Genomic DNA, 17,061 nt, shown 5'->3' with positions numbered 1-17,061 from the left:
GCTCTGTGAGCGCTAAACCGCGGCGGTGGGCCGGGCCAGGATTCGAGACCTTCGGGAGCATTTTCGGGTTCATTTATACCTTCCTGGCCGGGAACGTCCTGCTCGCAGCGGCCAACGCCCCCTTGGTCCTCAGCCTTTCGCTGGTGGCCGACCCCGCTGCTTCCTGGCCGTTCTTTCTGGCGCTCTCGGTCACTATTGCGCCGTCCCTCGCCGGCATCTTCGCCGCCTTCAAGGCCTTGAACGACGACGGCGGCGCGGTCAAGCCGGTTGCGGCCTTCCTTCGGGGATACAAGCGCAGTTTCGCCAAGGCCGCACTGCTCGGCGTAGGCGCCGTGGCCATGCTGATGTTCCTCGGCGTCGACCTGGCCGTCATCCAAAACAACTCCGCCTCCCTTCCGGGTGCAGCGCTTCTGGTGCCGCTGATTGTCGTAGCAGCCGCCGTGACGGTGACCCTTTCCGTCACGGCGATTGCCGGCGTCGTGCTTCTGCCCGAGGCGAGGCTGAAAAGCATTCTCAAGGCCGCGCTGTACCTGGCCGTTCAGCGCTGGTACCTCAGCTTGGCCATGCTGGTTCTGCTGGGAATCATCGTTTCCGCGGCCGTGATGCAGCCGGTCCTGGGCATTGCCTTGGCGCCGGCACCGCTGCTGTTCGTGATCTGGAGCAATGCCTCGTACGCCTTCCACGCCGCGCTGCGTTCCCCGTAAAACTGTTAGGACCTTTCTTGGACACGTTCGAAATCGGAGATCAGGATTTCCTCCTGAACGATCGGCCTTTCCGGGTCCTCTCCGGGGCCATCCATTACTTCCGCGTGCACCCGGACCTGTGGGCCGACCGGATCCACAAGGCACGGCTCATGGGCTTGAACACCATTGAAACGTACGTGCCGTGGAACGAGCACTCACCTGTTCCCGGTTCGTTTGTTGCCGATGGCGGACTGGATCTGGGGCGATTCCTTGATCTGGTGGCCGATTCCGGGATGCACGCGATTGTCCGCCCCGGCCCCTACATTTGCGCCGAATGGGACAACGGTGGGTTGCCCGCATGGCTGTTCTCGGACCCCACCGTGGGCGTTCGCAGCAGTGAACCGGCGTACTTGGCTGCCGTCTCCGCCTACATGGAATCGGTCCTGGACGTAGTGGTTCCGCGCCAGATCTCGCGGGGCGGCCCCGTGATCATGTTCCAGATAGAGAACGAGTACGGTGCTTACGGCAGTGACAATGCCTACCTGCAGCACCTGGTTGACCTGACCAAGCGCTTGGGGGTGGATGTTCCACTATTCACCTGCGATCAGCCGTTCGGGACCATGATCGAGGACGGCTCCCTGCCTGAGCTGCACAAAACCGGGACCTTTGGATCACGTGCTGATGAGCGGCTTGCCTTCCTGCGGGAACGGCAACCCACTGGCCCACTGATGTGCGCCGAGTTCTGGAACGGCTGGTTCGACAACTGGGGAACGCACCATCACACCACCGACGCCGCTGGTTCCGCCGCCGAACTGGACGCGCTGCTGACCGCGGGGGCTTCAGTCAACATCTACATGTTCCACGGCGGCACCAACTTCGGCTTCAGCAACGGAGCAAACGACAAAGGCATCTACGAACCCACCATCACCTCGTACGACTACGACGCGCCACTTTCCGAAGACGGACAGCCCACGGCCAAGTACTTTGCTTTCCGGGACGTCATTGCCAAGCACTTCCCGGTTCCTGCTGAAGTGCCTGCCGCGCGGCCTTCGCTGACGGCTTCCGTGGTGTCCGTCTCCGGGTCCACGCCATTGCTGTCCGCCCCGCCTGCTACGCAACTGGTTCCCGGCCCGGTTCCGCCTGTTGAAATCACCGGGCAGTACCGGGGCTTCTACCTCTACGAAGTGTTGCTGCAGGGCGGCGGGGTCTTGTCCTTCTCCGAGATCCGGGACCGGGCACAGTTCTTCCTGGACGGAGTGCCTGTGGGTGTACTGAGCCGGGAAGCGGGCGAGCGCACTGTAGTCATCCCCCATGGTGGCCGCCTGCAGGTTCTTCTGGAGGACCAAGGCAGAGTGAACTACGGGCAGAGGATCGGCGAGGCCAAAGGGCTGCTCGGCCCCGCGTTGCTCAACGGCGTGGAGGTAGTGGACTGGGAAATAGGCGCTGTTGACCTGAAGTCACTGGATGCTTTCCATGATGCCGCGCTGCCATTTCCGGACGGCGACCCCGCACACGCTGGCGTGGCCGGTCCTTCCCTCTCCTTTGCCACCTTTGAAGCCGACGGCCCGGGCGACCGGTTCCTCCGCTTGGACGGCTGGACCAAGGGAAATGCCTTCATCAACGGCTTCAACCTTGGCCGCTACTGGAGCCGTGGTCCGCAGCGCACCCTGTACGTTCCAGGTCCCTTGATCCGGGAGGGCGCCAACGAGCTCGCCATCCTGGAGCTCCACGGAAGCGCGACGCGCGAGGTGACGTTCGCCGTCGGGCCTGACCTGGGTCCCGACGAAAAGTAACCCTCTCTCACCTTTCGCACCCAAACCCCGAACCCTCTCTCACCTTTCGCGCCCAAAACCCAAACCCTCTCTCACCTTTCGCGCCCAAAACCCAAACCCTCTCTCACCTTTCGCGCCTAAAACCCAAACCCTCTCTCACCTTTCGCGCCCAAAAACCAAACCCTCTCTCACCTTTCGCGCCTAAAACCCAAACCCTCTCTCACCTTTCGCGCCCAAAAACCAAACCCTCTCTCACTTGTTTGAAGGGAGTAAGAGAGGGTTCGCTGGAAACGGCCGAAAGGTAAGAGAGGATCCACCGGAAAGGGCCGAAAGGTGAGAGAGGGTTCGCTGGAAACGGCCGAATGATGAGAGAGGATACGGGAAAGGGACCGGTTCAACAGAACCGGTCCCTTCCTGTTTGCTTACAAGGCCGCTAGGCCGCGGGCGTCATTAGCCGCGGCAGAGCTCGCCGTACTTGGTGCCGGCTTCCTGGAAGCCCGCTGTGGCCTCTTCAAGCTTTGCCTGATGGGCTTCCTTCTCCGCAGCGTCCTGTGGCTCGTCCTTCGCCAGCTCGTCCAGGTACGCCAGGATTGAGGTGACAACCGGCTTCATGTCAGCGGATGCTACGTTCACGATGGGCCGGACCGCGTTGGCTGCCCGGTTCGCTGCAGTCTGGCCGGGGCCCTGCGGGAAGCTGGGTACCACGACGTTAATGCGGTCGCAGGTTTCCGCGGTGGTCAGCTGCTGCTGGGCGGAACAGGCAGATGCCGAGGCAATGAGCCCGGCAGCGATCAGGACAGTGGTGAGTTTCTTCATGATTCCCTCAGTGGTCGACGTCCCTTTGATTCTAATCAGAGCCTAGGCGAGGCCACGCATTAGGTCTGGCTTGCCCGCCATGGAGTCCGCCGTCAATTCCGTTACAGCGCCGGCGTCCGGGGTGGGGCCGTCCGTCGCGAACCAGTCGCTTCGAAGGCTGCGGCCAGCGTCAGCAGTGCCGTGTCGTCATAGGCGCGGCCAGCAAAAGTCAGACCCACGGGCATGCCGATGTCCGCCATGGTTCCCATGGGCACGGTGACGGTGGGGATGCCCAGATGCCGTGGAACGAGGTTGCCGTTGGCCACCCACACTCCGTTACGCCATCCCAGATCTGCCGACGACGGGTTCACATCCATGTCGGCAGGTCCCACATCGGCCGCCGCCGGGAACAGAACGGCGTCAAGTCCGAGCCCGTCCATCCACTCCTCAAGGTCAACGCGGCGGGTCTCTTCCAGACCGCGCGCACCCTCTTCCAGCAGGGGAATTTCAGTAAGTTGGGAGACGCCGTATTCGCGGACATGCCGGGGATAGCCGGCGATATGGTCGTCGAATCCGGTGTAGCGGTCCTCGAGGGCGCCCTTCGGATGGGGGAAGATCGCTGCACCATCCACATCTGCAAGCCTGTTGAGGGCGGGATCGCCGTTGGCGCGCAGGAAGTCGTCCCACGCCCAAGCTGCGAGATCCTCGATTTCACGTTTGAGGTACTCAGGGCTGACCAGTCCGCGGGTGGCGATGGTGGGCGCTCCGGGACGGTCCCCTTCGTAGTTTGAGACCACGGGGAAATCCACCAGCACAACCTCAGCCCCGGCAGCCTCAAGGTCACGCCTGGCAGCCTCCCACAGCTCAATCACCGAAGCCCGCGTCTCGATACGCTGCCCGGTAGGCCCGCCAATGCCAGGCTTCGCGCTGGTGCCGGCGCCCGGATCTGCGTTGATGTACATGCGCGGCACTCCGAAGCGCTTGCCCCGCAAAGCCAACCGTCCGCCGTCGAGCGTTTCCGGTGCCAACGCCACATAGGACTCCGGCCGGACCTCGGAGGACTTTGGAAGCGGAATCCAGGGCTGCGCGCGCCAGAAATCGCCGCGTATCTCCGCGTCGTCGGCCACGATGACATCCAGCAGTTCCAGCATGTCCGCCATGGTGCGGGTGTGCGGCACCACCACGTCCATGGTGGGAACCAGCGGCCAATTGCCGCGCACCGAGATGACGCCGCGCGAGGGCGTGTACGCACACAGAGCATTGTTCGACGCCGGTGCGCGGCCACTTGACCACGTCTCCTCACCAAGGCCGAAGGCCCCGAAGCTGGCCGCCGTTGCGGTGCCGGAACCGTTGGACGATCCGGAACCAAACGCTGCGGTCAGAAAGTCTGCGTTGTAGGGGCTTTCGGCGCGTCCGTAAACGCCACGCTGCATACCGCCGTTGGCCATGGGCGGCATGTTGGTGAGGCCAATCAGCACCGCACCGGCGTCCCGGAGGCGCTCGATGGTGAAGGCATCGCGCTGTGCCACCAGGTTCTCGAAAGCCGGCGAACCGGCCGCGGCGGTGAGACCCTTGGCCAAGTAGCTGTCCTTGGCCGTGTACGGAATGCCGTCCAGCGGACCCCTTGCCGCGCCCTGTGCCCGTCGTTCGTCCGACGCCCGGGCATCCGCCAAAGCGTCGGGATTCATGACCACCACGGCGTTGAGCTTGGTGCCGTTGCGGTCGTAGGCTTCGATCCGATCCAAGTAGGCCTGGGTGAGCTCCACGCTGGTCACCTCCCCGGCGTGCAGAGCCTCACGCAGACGATCGATGGAGGCCTCAACGACGTCGAAACGAGCCATTACGCTGCACCCCTGGCGAGCTGCGCTCCGCTGAGGCGCGGCTGCTGCTGGGTGATGCAGTGGATACCGCCGCCACGTGCCAGGATGGGGCGCGCATCCACGGTGACCACGCGACGGCCAGCGTAAGCCTCGGCAAGGATCTCTGCGGCCAGCGAGTCAGCCCGTTCTTCGCCGTAGCCACAGGCGATGACGCCGCCGTTGACCACCAAGTGGTTGACGTAGCTCCAGTCCACAAAACCGTCCTCGTCGCGCAGCGTTTCCGGTGCGGGCAGCGGCACAATCTCAAACGGCTTGCCCGCAGCGTCGGTCTGCGTTTCCAGGAATTCCTGGAGCGTGCGGCTGACCTCATGGTCCGGGTGCCCAGGGTTGGTCTGGGAGTGCAACAGGATACGGCCGGGGGTTGGAAGGGTGGCCACCATGTCGATGTGGCCGCGCGTGCCCAGGTCCTCGTAGTCGCGGGTCAGCCCGCGGGGTACCCAAATGATTTTGGTGGCGCCGATGGTGCGGGCCAGCTCAGCTTCAACAGCTGCCTTGTTTGCGTAGGGGTTCCGGCCCGGATCCAGCTGCACCGTTTCGGTGACCAGCACTGTACCTTCGCCGTCCACGTGGATGGCGCCGCCCTCGTTGACCAGCAGTGAGCTGACCAGCTCGGCACCGGACTGTTCTGCGACGAAGCGGGCCATCCCGGCGCTCTTCTGCCACTCGGACCACGCCGGGGCACCCCATCCGTTGAAGATCCAGTCCACGGCACCGAGCACGCCGGGACGTTCGTCGTCCACCACAAAGGTGGGTCCGACGTCGCGCATCCAGAACTCATCCAAAGGCGCCTCAACCTGTTCGATGCCGCTGCCCAGCATGCGGGCGGCGCGCTGGCGCTCGCTGGGGTCCACCACCATGGTGACCGGTTCGAACTCGGCTACCGCATGGGCGACGGCGGTCCAGGCCGCGTAGGCCTCTTCGGCGGAGGCGGCGTCGTCGCCGAGCGTCAGGCCGGGGCGGGGGAACGCCATCCAGGTGCGCTCATGCGGTGCGGTTTCGGCCGGCATTCTCCAAGCCATGGGTGACTCCTTCGTCGTCAGTGCAATCCTCTTGTTGATCGCACGATCAACAATGCTGAAAAGGTAATCTAGACTGGTCCTTGATGTCAAGCACTCCACAGAAGCGCGCGGTCCGGAAGTCGCCGGCAGAACGCGCCGCAGAAATCACCGAAGCCGCCCGCGAGATCGCACTCGAGGCCGGGCTCACCGCTCTTACGCTGCGCAATGTTGCCGCCCGCGTGGGGGTTGCCTCGGGTCTGGTGGCGCACTATCAGCCCAATATGGACGCGCTGGTCTCCAGCACATTCGCCACCATCGTGGCCGCGGAAACACAGGAAGTGGCAGGCTTGCTGAGCCAGCGTCCCGGACCGTCTGAGCGACTTGGCCTTTTGGTGGATACCCTCCTGAACAACAGCCGGCTCGACGTTACGGCCATCTGGGTGGAAGCCTGGACGCTGGGACGCCGCAACGAAACCCTGGCCGCCTCGGTGCGCGAACAAATGGACGCCTGGCAGAAGGTCTTCCAAAGTGTCGTTGAGGACGGCAATGCCACGGGAGCTTTCAACGTTTCCGATGCCGCCGCCGTCGCGTGGCAGATCCTGGGCATGGTGGACGGCCTGAACGCGCAGGCCTTGGTCCGCTGGGACGGCGTCAACGACCGCGGCACACACCTTGCCCGCGCCGTCGAGGGAATGGTGGGGGCAGCCCCCGGATCGCTGATTGCCGGCCCCGGTTCTTAGCCTGCCCTAGGCTGGAGACCATGGCGATCATTCACAAGGCAACCCTGTCCCCGTCCAAGCTCGAACTCATCGCTGACTACCTCCCGAAGCAGCCCTGGTTCATCCAGGATGGCGCGCCGGAGCTCATCGGCGCCTACCGCTTTGACGATCCCGCCGGCGAGGTGGGGCTCGAAACACATGTGGTCGCAGCCGGCGAGCGCATCTACCAGGTCCCGCTCAGCTACCGCGGCTACGAGCTGGCCGGTGCCGAAGAATGGCTCATCGGTACCATGGACCACTCGGTCCTCGGCAAGCGCTGGGTGTACGACGCCTGCGCGGATCCCATCTACATCAAAGCCCTGGCCGCCGCCATCCTCACCGGTCAGGAAGAGGCCCCGCAGTTCGTGGATGGCGAGCCGGAGCCGCGGCCCAGCACGGTCACGGTGAAAGGCAGTGGAAAGCTCGACGGCGACCTCCCCGCCCTGAGTGCCTCGGCGCCGGTATCGGGAAGCGGCGTGACAATCATTGACGCCGGAGGGCTCCGGCTGAAAGTAGCCCGAGTTGTGGACGTAGCGGCGGATGCTTCCGCCAACACGGCCGCGGCCCCGGAGCTCCATACGGAGCTGACCTTGAACGGCAGGTGGGCCGGGCTGGAAAAGCCGGTGGAGTTGGCGGCCGTGGTCCGGGACTGATTCTTGGCGCGGCGGGAACACCTGTTGGCCGCAGGGACTCCGGGCGTAGGCTGGCACACAGGGCCATCTACTCTGTGAGGGGTGCACCATGAACAAAGCACAAAGCATCATTCCCGCCGCGCAGGACCTTGCCCGCGAGTGGGTGACACACGCGGCAGAGGGCACATCGGTACAGGCAGACGCCGTGGTGAAGTGGGCGTTGGCACGGATCAACCATGCCGACGTCCCGTCTGTGGTTCAGGGCGTGATACTCACCCTGACCGGCAACAGGAAAGCTGCCAAGGAAGCGCAGCGCACCGCTGCGCGGGCTGTTAAGAGGGCCACATCGGCACTGAACCGAAACTCCCCGCAACGCCCGTCACGGGTTGGCGCGTTATTCATCGCTTTGGCCGCTGCCGCTCTGGGCGCGGGCGCTGTTCTCGCTTGGCGGATGATGGTTCCCCCGGGCGAGCCGGAACCGGCCAAGCAGCCGGAGACGCATCTGCCCCCAGTCCCCCCGGTTCCGTAGCCACAGCCGGGCGCTCATCAGGTGCCGGGGCCGCTAAGGCTGCCTTGCCCGCTAAGGCGACGGTTCGCCGTCGTGCCTTTGAATGCGTCTCCTCAGCGATCTCCCGGCCAGAAGCCAATAAGCCCCTGAACTGGCCAGCAGGAACCCCACCACGCCCAGAACCACCAGCTGCGTGATAATTCCGGCGATCACCATGACGAAGCCGGCCAGTACAGCCAGGCTGCCAAGGATTGTTCGGACCATGGCCCCGCGTGGGCGGCCCGACGTCAGCCGAAAGGCAAGCTCAGGATCCGCTGCAGCGAGATCCCGTTCCAGCTCTTCCAAGCTCCTGCGTTCTTCATCCGACAACGACACCGGAATTCCTCACCACACGAGCAGTCGGTGCTCAGTCCACCAGCACGTGCGCTGCATGCCGTGCCATGCCTTCATTATCTGCCCGTCAGGGTCTGCTGGCCACTGGTTCCGGCGGTAATGCTCTTACTCCGTGTGGCTGGCCGGGGCGGCTTCGTTCAACATCCGCAAGGCGTTGAGTGTCCGCGGGTATCCGATGTATGGCAGCAGGCTGGTGAGGACCTCGAGCATCCTCGCACGGTCATTTCCGACGTTGAGATTGCCCTGGATATGACCCTTCACTTGGGGTTCGCAGCCGCCCAACGAAACCAGCATCGAGAGGGTGAGCAGCTCACGAGTGGGTACGTCGATGCCTCCGCGGGTGAGGTAGTCGCCAAAGCAGTTGCCGGCGAGGTAGTCCTGGAAGTGCATTTCGTCGTCGGCTGCGGCGGCGCGCATGGCGTCCACCTTGGCGGTACCCGCGATGAGTTTCTGGACTGCGAGGCCCTTCTCTGCGCGGTCTGCCGGTGTAGTGCCGGACTGCCCTTGGAGGGGAAGTTGTACGCCGTGTTCGGTCAGGACCTCGTTGCTTGTGTGCAGGAAGTCGGAAACCTTGGCCATGCCAACATATGGCACGGCCTGGTAAAGGACTTCCTTGACCTGGACGGGAGTCACCCCAACGGTGAGGGCCGCCGTGAGCATGGTGCGGTACTCTCCCAGTGCCTGGCACGCGATGAGTGATGCGAGCTGGACCATAACCCGGGTTCCGGTATCGAGGTTTCCGTAGCGAAGGGTCTCGTCAAAGGCGAAGTTGTTAAAAATCTCCACTAGTTCGGGATCCGTGACAGCGAGTGCCGGCGGCTGTCCCGGGAAAAGTTCCTCGTGGTTCTTGCTGGCGGTTTGGGTGGGTGCCATGGTGTCTCCTTTGATGACGTGGATTAGTTGTGGGTCCGGCGAATGAAAACGCTCGCAACCGCAGTCGCCAGCAGGAGCAATGCCGCGATCAGCAGACTCGTCTGCAGCCCTGGAACGAACCCTGCGGGGCCCGCCAACAGCGCGCCGAAAACTGCCACGCCCACGGCTCCACCGAGTTGCCGGAAAGTATTGAAGACCGCGCTGGCCGTCCCGGCGCGATGAGCTGGAACGCTGTCCAGGACGTGGGCCGTGATGGGAGGCATAGCCAGTGCACCGCCCACGCCGATCGGCACCAACAGCAGTGTGACGGCCAGGAGTGAGCCCAAGGGTGCTGCCAGGAGCATGCCCAGCAAACCTGCCACCATGAGCAACTGGCCAAGGACGGCCGGAACCCGCGGGCCGAACCGGGCAGCCATCCTGCCAGCCACCACATTGCTGACTGCGATGAGGACGGACGCCGGGAGGAACGCCAGGCCGGCCAGCAGTGGGGACAGGCCGAGGTGCTGCTGGAGGAAGAGGCTCATGACAAAGACCATTCCGTACCAGCCAACCATGAAGCTGAATCCCACCGAGAGGGCGATACGTAGCCCGGCCGAACGGAACAGGTCCAGGGGCATCATGGGGTTGCGGACCCGGGCCTGGGCCAGAAGGAAGACGGTGATGGCCACGGCGGCTGCGCCCAAGGACAGCAACACTTGAGGCTCCCCGAAGCCGAGAACCCCGCCCTCGATCAGCCCGAAGATGAGCGCGCCCACGCCAATGAGTGCTGCCACCTGCCCCCACCAGTCGAAGGGTGCGGGCCGGACCGGCGAGGCAGGGACTTTGCCCAGCAACGCAACGGCCACCGCCCCAACGGGAACGTTGATGAGGAAAACCAGCCGCCAGTCAATGGTCGTCAGCAGGCCACCCAGGGTTGGCCCTGCCGCAGCGGCCACGGCTCCACCCAACGCCCACAGGCCTATTGCCCTGGAGCGCAGCAGCGCGTCCGGGAAAGCTTCCCGGATCAAAGCCATCGACGGCGGCAACATCAGTGACGCTGCGGCACCCTGCACGAACCTGGAGAAGATCAGAACCCAAAGGACGGGAGCGAACGCGCAGGCAGCCGATGCCAGGACAAACAGCACCAGACCGAGGGTGAAGGCACGCTTGGCCCCGATCCGATCTGACAGGTTGCCGGCAAAGAGCAATAGGGACGCGAACATCAGTGTGTAGCCGTCCACGATCCACTGCTGGCCTGCCGTGCCGCCACCCAGCTGGGCGCCGATGCTGGCCAGAGCAACGTTGACGATCAGGGCATCCAGTGTGATCACAAAGAAGCCGAGAGTGGACACGGCGAGGGCCACCCGGCTTGTCGATCCTGGAGCCGGGCTGGCCATCTGAGTCGGGGGGATGTGGGTAGAGGTCACTTATCAATGACACCCGTGTTTGGAACCACGTGGGAGAGTCCCTTGTTACAGGGTCCGGCAGTACCTCCCTCGTGTGGCCTGGCCCGGTGACTTACCCAAGGGTGCTAAGCCTGCTTAGGATGGACAGACAGCGCCCTTGAGCGCCGACCCGCACGGACACCTGACGCCCACCGGAAAGATGAATTCCCATGGCAAAGAGAACAGCAAAAAAGACTGCCCTGCCGAAGTCGACAGCCGCGGGGCGGGGACCTGGACGAACGCTGTGGCTGATCGCTGCAGGACTCGTCGCTGGGGTGGCCGGCGGGGTTTTCGCTTTCCGTATGCTGGTTCCAAAGGCCACGACGCCGGAGACCTCGCCTACCGGGCAGCCCGGGGAGATCCTGGTCCGTGAGGAACCCGTGGAGATTTCCACGAGGATGCGGCCGGGCGAATGGACTGAGGAGTCCCTGCAGGAGCACGTGGAAAACTATCGGCAGCAAATCCGGGCCATGGGAGCTCCCGATTCCCAGATCGTCACCAACGTCGAGCGGACCGAACAGGGTGCCGCCCGCGTGGTGGTCAGCTGGGATCGAAGCTAGAGTTTGGCCGCCGTTTCCTTCGCTGCTTCCTGCAGCAGGGCAACAAATTCGTCCTGTTGAGGAAGAACGTCATCACGAAGTCCGGCAACCGACAGTGCCCCGCGCAATGCGCCATGGGAATCGAACAGCGGCACGCCCAGTGCGGCGACACCGATGGTGACGTCCTGGTCAGACACACTGAAGCCGCGTTCACGGATGGTTTTTGCGTCAGCCTCCACTTGCTCTGCTGTGGTGAGGGTGCTGGGAGTGATCGCCAGCAGCGGAGCCGACGCCATGACGCTGTGCCTGAGATGGTCATCCCATGCCATGATGGCCCGCGAGGTTGCACCTGCGTGCGGCGGGAGGGTGCCGCCGGGGTTGAGGAGCAGCAGCGTCACCTTGGTCCCTTTGACCCAATCGAGGCAGGTCACGAGTTGGTTCCTCACGGCGCAGAGATAGACTGTCTGGCCAGTTAGCTCGTTGAGGCGCGCCATGGCGGGACGTGCTGCGGAGACCTCCGGAATCCCTTGAAGCGAAGCACTCGCAAGGTGAAGGATCTGCGTACCGAGTTGAGCCCTGCCATCTTCCCGGATTCCGATCAGTTCCACGTGTTCGAGTGCGTCAAGCAACCGATAAACGCTGGGGCGCGGCATGGAAATTGCCTCGGCGATGTCCACCACACTCATGGGTCCGTTGTCGGCCAGCGCGTTGAGGAGGTCAGCACTGTTGGCCATCACCTTGATGGGTTTCGCTGCCACTAGACGGCCCTGCTTTCCGCGGCTGGAAGATGGGCGTCCGGCTGGATCGCACCAAGTGCCCGGCTTACGGTTGCGGCAGCAGATTGGACCATCGCGACGGGGTCGTAGTCGCCGTGGAACACCCTGTGCGTTTGCCCGCTGATGGAAAGTGCTCCTACAACGGCACCAGTGTGATTGAAGATGGGCGCACCAACACCGCCAATCCCCTGGCCCCAATCACTGTGGGCCACTGCAACGCCGGCGGACGCCGTTTCCGCCAGGAGCTGGCGAAGTTCTTCTGCGTTGTGAGCCACCGGGCCGAACAGATCATCTTCAGGAAGTTCCCTCAAGTAGCGTTCAACCACCTCGGGGATCTCGAAAGCGAGGATGGCCCTGGGGGCGGCCCCCTGACCCAAGGGCATGGATTCGCCCAATCTAAGGTTGTGGATCTGGACATCCAGGCCATCGATTCGGTCGATGCACACAGCCCGGAGGCCGCGCCTGATGCACAAGAACGATGTCTGGCCAGTGGCAGCGTGCAACCTCTCCAGCTCTGGCCGCGCCAGGTCCCGCAGGTCCAGCTGGGCCTCCAGCTTCGCTCCGAGCCGAACAAAATCGAGGCCGAGCCGGGTCTTGCCCCGACGCGACCCGTCCTCCACCCAGCCGATCGCCTGGAGCGTCGAGAGCAGTCTATAGAGGGAGCTGGCGGGTTCGGCCGTGCGCTCAGCGAGTTCGCTCACGGTCAGCTCACCTGCCTCAGCGATCGCGCGAAGAACTGCCGCGGATTTGGTCACGAGATTCATTCCGCCGCTGGGATCCGTTGCTTCCGTCATTGGAACCTCTCACCTAGCGGACACACATCATGACTCACGATACGTAAGGCCCATGACCGATGCAACAACTGCGTCGCCACACAGATAGTTATCAACTAGTGGAACTTGTGTCCGCCAATTGATAACTTGAAGGAACGCGCTCAAGAACAAGCCGTGCACCAGAAGGAGCAGTCGATGACGACACCAACCATTGAAGTAACGCCGGATATCCGGGCAGCCGTCCTCAAGGCCCCAGAGCAGTTCGACACACAGCGACTACGACGCCCAGCGGCAGGGCCGGGCGAAGTTCTTGTTCGGGTCTCATTCACCGGCATCTGCGGCTCGGACTTCCCCATTGTGAGCGGAACCCACCCCCGAGCCACTCTCCCCCTGGTGATGGGGCACGAAATTACCGGCACCATTGAAAATCCGGGGGACAGTGGATTGACCGAGGGCGCCATGGTGGCCGTCAACCCCCTCCTGCCCTGCAACACGTGCGGCGCCTGCCGGAAGGAACTGCGGCACGTCTGCAGAAACCTGAGGCTGCTCGGCATCGATACGCCGGGATCCATGGCGGAATTGATGGCCGTACCGGCCGCGAACGTCATTCCGTTCTCCGAAAATGCCCCCACCAGGGAGGCGGCCCTTGCCGAGCCGCTCGCAGTAGCAGTTCACGCCATTCGAAGGGCCAGGCTCGCAGCAGGCGAGCGCGTCCTCATCTTCGGCGCAGGGCCCATCGGAATCCTGGTCGCCCTGGCGGCCCGTCACGCAGGTGCGGCTGACGTTGCCGTCGTGGAGCCAAGCGTTCGACGCCGGGAAGTAGTTGAGGCGCTCGGCCTCCGGGCGCTCGGGCCAAGTGACGTTCCGGCGGCCAACGAGCACGGCGAGACCGCCTCCGACGTTGTCTTCGATTGCGCAGGGCATCACAGCGTCACCCCGCTCCTGACCCAGGTGGCGCAAGTGCGGGGGCGGATTGTGATTGTGGCCGTGCACCACGGACCGGCCGAGCTGGACCTGCGCGAGCTTGCCTTTGCTGAACAGGAAATCATCGGGGTGCGCGTCTACGAGTCCGCAGACTTCGCCGAGTCCGTGAGGCTGATCAGCCACCGCGAACTTCCCTTGGCGGGAATTCCGATCTCGGAATACCCCCTGGAATCGGTGGCTGAGGCTTTTGCCGAAGCGCGATCAGGCACCGGAGCAGTGAAGGTCCTGGTGAGAAGCCTGCCCTAGTCTTCGACGAATTATCATTATCTGGACAAGCTGTCCGTAAGACGGTAATAATTAAGGCATAGACCTGCTGACACGATCGATGAGGACAATGTCATGTCAAGAACGCAAGCAACCAAGACCGGGACGGCCGAACTCCAGAGGCTCGCAGCCGCTGGCCGCTGGCACGTCATCAAGACCGTGGCGGATGCCAAAGCCGGCCACATCGGTGGCCCGCTGTCCGCTATGGACCTGCTGGTTTCCCTCTACTTCAACGAACTTTCTGTTGATCCCGGGAATCCGCAGGACCCCGCAAGAGACCGTTTCATCCTCTCCAAAGGACATTGCGCCATTGGCCTCTATTCGGTCCTGGCACTCCGCGGCTACTTCCCCGTGGAGGAACTGGCCACTTTCGATCAGGGCGGGTCGAGACTCCAAGGCCACCCGGACATGAAGCTCACCCCCGGCGTGGACAGCTCCAGCGGTTCCCTGGGCCAGGGGCTATCGGCCGGAGCCGGCATGGCAATGGCTGCCAAGCAACTCGGTTCGGACTTCCACACGTGGGTCATGCTGGGCGACGGCGAACTCGAAGAGGGAATGGTGTGGGAGGCAGTCCACACGGCACGTCGCTTCAAGCTGGACAATCTCACAGCGGTCATCGACCTCAACGGACTCCAGCAGTATGGATGGCCCGTCTCCGAAGACGATGACCGGTTCGACCGCTCAAACCCATGGTCCGGCGTAGACCTCAGCGGGGTCTTCACGGGCTTTGGCTGGAACGTCATCAGCATCGACGGGCACGACTTCGACGCAATCCACGACGCCTTCGACCGCGTCCGTGAGCAACGGGGTTCAGGAAAGCCGACCGTCATCCTGGCCAAGACCATCAAAGGCAAGGGCGTGTCCTTTACCGAGGGCACCTATAAGTGGCACAACGGGGTTGCCACACCGGAACAACTGGCCAGCGCAGCCGCTGAACTCGGCCAGGTTTTTAAAGGAGAAGCAAAGTGAAGGCGCAACGCGACGTATGGGGCCAGACGCTTGTAGAACTTGCCAGGACGGACAGCCGGGTTGCAGTGGTGGACGGCGATCTTGCCACGTCCACCAAAGCCGACCTGTTCGCGGACGCGTTCCCGGACCGGTTCTTTGAGATCGGCATCGCGGAGCAGAACATGGTGGGCGTCGCTTTCGGCTTGTCCACACTTGGATTCCGGCCGTGGCTCTCCACTTTCGGAGTATTCCTGACGCACCGCGCTCTGGACCCCATCCGCATGCTGGTCTCCCAGACCGGAGCGCCAGTGAAAATTGCGGCATCCTACGCCGGTCTCCTCAACGGCAGCAGCGGAAAGACCCATCAGGACATTGAGGACCTGGCCATCATGCGTGCGATGCCGGGCATGACCGTGATCGCCCCGGCCGACGCAAGGGAAGCCGAAGCAGCAATCCGATGGGCCGCAGACCACGACGGTCCCGTCTACCTGCGGTTGGCACGGGATGCCGTTTCCGACATTTTCAGTCCCGGCCATGTATTCACACCGGGAACAGTACATGTCTTACGCGAGGGCAATGACGCACTTCTGGTTTCAACAGGTGTCCAGAGTTCGCGTGTCATGGATGCTGCAGCTCTGCTGGCCGAAGAAGGAATCGAAGCCCGGGTGGTTCACGTTCCCTGCCTCAAACCCGTGGATGAAGCTGCCCTGCTATCAGCGCTCTCAGGCCCAGCACCAATCTTCACCATCGAGGAACACAGCATTATTGGAGGGCTGGGCGGGCTGGTGAGTGAGCTGGTTACCAGCACCACGCTGGGCAAGACCGTCACACGGCTGGGCCTTGCGGATGCATGGTCCGAGTCCGCTCCCAACAGTTACCTGCTGGACAAATACGGACTCTCGCCCGCCCGCGTAGCCGGCCAGGTCCGCCACGCGCTGGCCGACGACTAGGCCGAGGGCGCCGATCCCATGAGCAGCCTCACCCACAGAACCATACGCGCCGGAGCCGTCTACCGCGCCCACGGCGCGCCACAGTCAGGGCACGGCCGCAGGGTCCGTCAGCGCCTGCAGACCGTGGTGACCCTGACACCGTCGCCGGTGGTGGACCGGGTCTACTTTTTCGAAGACCTGGTGCCCGGAGCAGTCAACCGGGCGTTCGCCGTCGAGGAGTACTTGGGTGGCAACGGCATCAACGTCGCCCGTACGCTGCGGCTGGCAGGCAACACCACCACCGCCGTCGTCCCTGCGAGTCAGGCAGACAGCTCCAGCCTCCCGCTCCTGCAGGGCGAGGGCGATCTGGTCCGCACGGTGCCCGTCTCCACGCCCGTCCGGGTCAACACCGTGCTGGTGAGTTCCGGCGGGTCCACCACCAATGCCAACCAGAAGCCCGGGCACCTCCCGGAGTCGGAGTGGCGATCGGTCTGTGAAGCTACACTCGACCAACTCCACACCACGGACGCGGACTGGCTGGTGGTGGCCGGAGCATTACCCCGGGCTTCGAATGGACACCCTGTGGATCTGCGGTGGCTGCTCCACCAAGCACGTGAACTCGGAATCAAGGTATGCCTGGATGTCAACGGACCGGACCTTTGCCGATGGGCCAACAGCAAGCTGGTGGACCTCGTCAAACCCAACGTCCCGGAGCTCGAGCAGTTCGCCGGGCAGCCGCTGCGAACGGTTGGCGACGTAGTCCAAGCCGCACGGTCCCTCGCTGACGCGGGCATAGGCACCGTGTTGGCCAGCATGGGCGGGGATGGCCTCATCGGGCTAGGCCCGGATGGCGTCCTGTGGGCCCGGGCGCCACAAACCGCCGTGGTCAACACCACAGGTGCTGGCGACGCAGCACTTTCCGGGTTCCTCAGCGAAACCTGCCTCGAACCCGGAGGGCCCACCGGAGCACACAATCGCAGAGCAGCCTTCACCGAAGCGCTGGCGCGTTCCGCCGCCTGGGGCGCGCTCGCCGTCGGGCGCTCAACTACAGCCTTGGGCAGCCTCGAAGGAGCGCCGGACGTCACCGTCCAAGAGCCGGATCCAACCTTCCGCCTCAGCAACCTCTGAGCCA

Annotated in this window: 18 protein-coding genes; 10 read left to right on the top strand and 8 right to left on the bottom strand. The window is 63.8% G+C overall.

Translation table 11 applies throughout. The annotated features are described in order from the left end of the window. Positions 1–5: 5 nt before the first annotated feature. Both BMY91_RS14445 and BMY91_RS14440 read left to right on the top strand, forming a co-directional pair. The gene (locus tag BMY91_RS14445) at positions 6–704 is read left to right on the top strand and encodes a DUF624 domain-containing protein (RefSeq protein ID WP_256212752.1); all 699 of its coding nucleotides are present in this window, start codon (positions 6–8) and stop codon (positions 702–704) included. Positions 705–721: 17 nt separating this feature from the next. Further along, the gene (locus tag BMY91_RS14440; RefSeq protein WP_090823066.1) at positions 722–2,476 is read left to right on the top strand and encodes a glycoside hydrolase family 35 protein; all 1,755 of its coding nucleotides are present in this window, start codon (positions 722–724) and stop codon (positions 2,474–2,476) included. A gap of 429 nt (positions 2,477–2,905) precedes the next feature. On the opposite strand, the gene BMY91_RS14435 is transcribed toward BMY91_RS14440, so the two are convergent. The 3 genes from BMY91_RS14435 to BMY91_RS14425 all read right to left on the bottom strand — a co-directional run bounded on the left by BMY91_RS14435 (position 2,906) and on the right by BMY91_RS14425 (position 6,149). Then, positions 2,906–3,271, bottom strand: a complete 366-nt coding sequence (locus BMY91_RS14435) for a hypothetical protein (RefSeq protein ID WP_090823064.1) — start codon at positions 3,269–3,271, stop codon at positions 2,906–2,908. A gap of 101 nt (positions 3,272–3,372) precedes the next feature. Next, positions 3,373–5,091, bottom strand: coding sequence for an amidase (locus tag BMY91_RS14430; protein WP_090823062.1), 1,719 nt, complete (start codon positions 5,089–5,091; stop codon positions 3,373–3,375). Then, complete coding sequence (locus BMY91_RS14425; RefSeq protein WP_090823061.1) at positions 5,091–6,149, bottom strand: agmatine deiminase family protein; 1,059 nt, start codon at positions 6,147–6,149, stop codon at positions 5,091–5,093. The genes BMY91_RS14430 and BMY91_RS14425 overlap by 1 nt, the downstream gene beginning before the upstream one ends. Positions 6,150–6,232: 83 nt before the next feature. Here BMY91_RS14425 and BMY91_RS14420 point away from each other — a divergent pair, with 83 nt between their 5' ends. From BMY91_RS14420 to BMY91_RS14410, 3 genes are all read left to right on the top strand, one after another. Beyond that, complete coding sequence (locus BMY91_RS14420; protein ID WP_090823059.1) at positions 6,233–6,868, top strand: TetR/AcrR family transcriptional regulator; 636 nt, start codon at positions 6,233–6,235, stop codon at positions 6,866–6,868. A 20-nt stretch (positions 6,869–6,888) separates the two neighbouring features. Continuing rightward, positions 6,889–7,539 carry a CG0192-related protein gene (locus BMY91_RS14415; RefSeq protein WP_090823057.1) on the top strand — a complete coding sequence of 217 codons (651 nt, stop codon included), beginning with the start codon at positions 6,889–6,891 and terminating at the stop codon, positions 7,537–7,539. A gap of 88 nt (positions 7,540–7,627) precedes the next feature. Next, positions 7,628–8,047 carry a hypothetical protein gene (locus tag BMY91_RS14410; protein WP_090823055.1) on the top strand — a complete coding sequence of 140 codons (420 nt, stop codon included), beginning with the start codon at positions 7,628–7,630 and terminating at the stop codon, positions 8,045–8,047. Positions 8,048–8,098: 51 nt separating this feature from the next. Here the strand turns inward: BMY91_RS14410 and BMY91_RS14405 are convergent, their stop codons facing one another. The 3 genes from BMY91_RS14405 to BMY91_RS14395 all read right to left on the bottom strand — a co-directional run bounded on the left by BMY91_RS14405 (position 8,099) and on the right by BMY91_RS14395 (position 10,635). Continuing rightward, complete coding sequence (locus tag BMY91_RS14405) at positions 8,099–8,401, bottom strand: DUF3040 domain-containing protein (RefSeq protein ID WP_090823053.1); 303 nt, start codon at positions 8,399–8,401, stop codon at positions 8,099–8,101. 123 nt (positions 8,402–8,524) lie between these two features. Beyond that, a complete protein-coding gene (locus BMY91_RS14400) occupies positions 8,525–9,292 on the bottom strand; it encodes a carboxymuconolactone decarboxylase family protein (RefSeq protein WP_090823052.1) in 768 nt (255 codons plus the stop codon). A gap of 23 nt (positions 9,293–9,315) precedes the next feature. Beyond that, entirely contained in the window at positions 9,316–10,635 is a 1,320-nt protein-coding gene (locus tag BMY91_RS14395; RefSeq protein WP_256212751.1) for an MFS transporter, read from the bottom strand. A gap of 251 nt (positions 10,636–10,886) precedes the next feature. On the opposite strand from BMY91_RS14395, the gene BMY91_RS14390 reads away from it, so the two are divergent. Then, a complete protein-coding gene (locus BMY91_RS14390) occupies positions 10,887–11,276 on the top strand; it encodes a hypothetical protein (RefSeq protein WP_256212750.1) in 390 nt (129 codons plus the stop codon). Here the strand turns inward: BMY91_RS14390 and BMY91_RS14385 are convergent. Together BMY91_RS14385 and BMY91_RS14380 are read right to left on the bottom strand one after the other, a co-directional pair. Then, positions 11,273–12,013: an IclR family transcriptional regulator gene (locus BMY91_RS14385; RefSeq protein WP_090823048.1), complete on the bottom strand. Its 741-nt coding sequence runs from the start codon at positions 12,011–12,013 to the stop codon at positions 11,273–11,275. The two genes, BMY91_RS14390 and BMY91_RS14385, sit on opposite strands and share 4 nt — an antisense overlap. Continuing rightward, complete coding sequence (locus BMY91_RS14380; protein WP_090823046.1) at positions 12,013–12,825, bottom strand: IclR family transcriptional regulator; 813 nt, start codon at positions 12,823–12,825, stop codon at positions 12,013–12,015. The genes BMY91_RS14385 and BMY91_RS14380 overlap by 1 nt, the downstream gene beginning before the upstream one ends. Before the next feature lie 174 nt (positions 12,826–12,999). Between BMY91_RS14380 and BMY91_RS14375 the strand changes: the two genes are divergently transcribed. The 4 genes from BMY91_RS14375 to BMY91_RS14360 all read left to right on the top strand — a co-directional run bounded on the left by BMY91_RS14375 (position 13,000) and on the right by BMY91_RS14360 (position 17,057). After that, positions 13,000–14,034, top strand: coding sequence for a zinc-dependent alcohol dehydrogenase (locus BMY91_RS14375; RefSeq protein WP_090823044.1), 1,035 nt, complete (start codon positions 13,000–13,002; stop codon positions 14,032–14,034). 93 nt (positions 14,035–14,127) lie between these two features. Further along, positions 14,128–15,021, top strand: coding sequence for a transketolase (locus BMY91_RS14370; protein ID WP_090823042.1), 894 nt, complete (start codon positions 14,128–14,130; stop codon positions 15,019–15,021). Next, positions 15,018–15,950 carry a transketolase family protein gene (locus BMY91_RS14365; protein WP_090823040.1) on the top strand — a complete coding sequence of 311 codons (933 nt, stop codon included), beginning with the start codon at positions 15,018–15,020 and terminating at the stop codon, positions 15,948–15,950. The genes BMY91_RS14370 and BMY91_RS14365 overlap by 4 nt, the downstream gene beginning before the upstream one ends. Before the next feature lie 18 nt (positions 15,951–15,968). Next, positions 15,969–17,057: a 1-phosphofructokinase family hexose kinase gene (locus BMY91_RS14360; protein ID WP_143054075.1), complete on the top strand. Its 1,089-nt coding sequence runs from the start codon at positions 15,969–15,971 to the stop codon at positions 17,055–17,057. The last annotated feature ends 4 nt before the right edge of the window (positions 17,058–17,061 follow it).

The organism is Arthrobacter sp. yr096 (genome assembly GCF_900108925.1).
Lineage (GTDB): Bacteria > Actinomycetota > Actinomycetes > Actinomycetales > Micrococcaceae > Arthrobacter.
The sequence above is the reverse complement of the archived record's forward strand: the minus strand, read 5'-3'. Positions and strand labels throughout refer to the sequence as shown.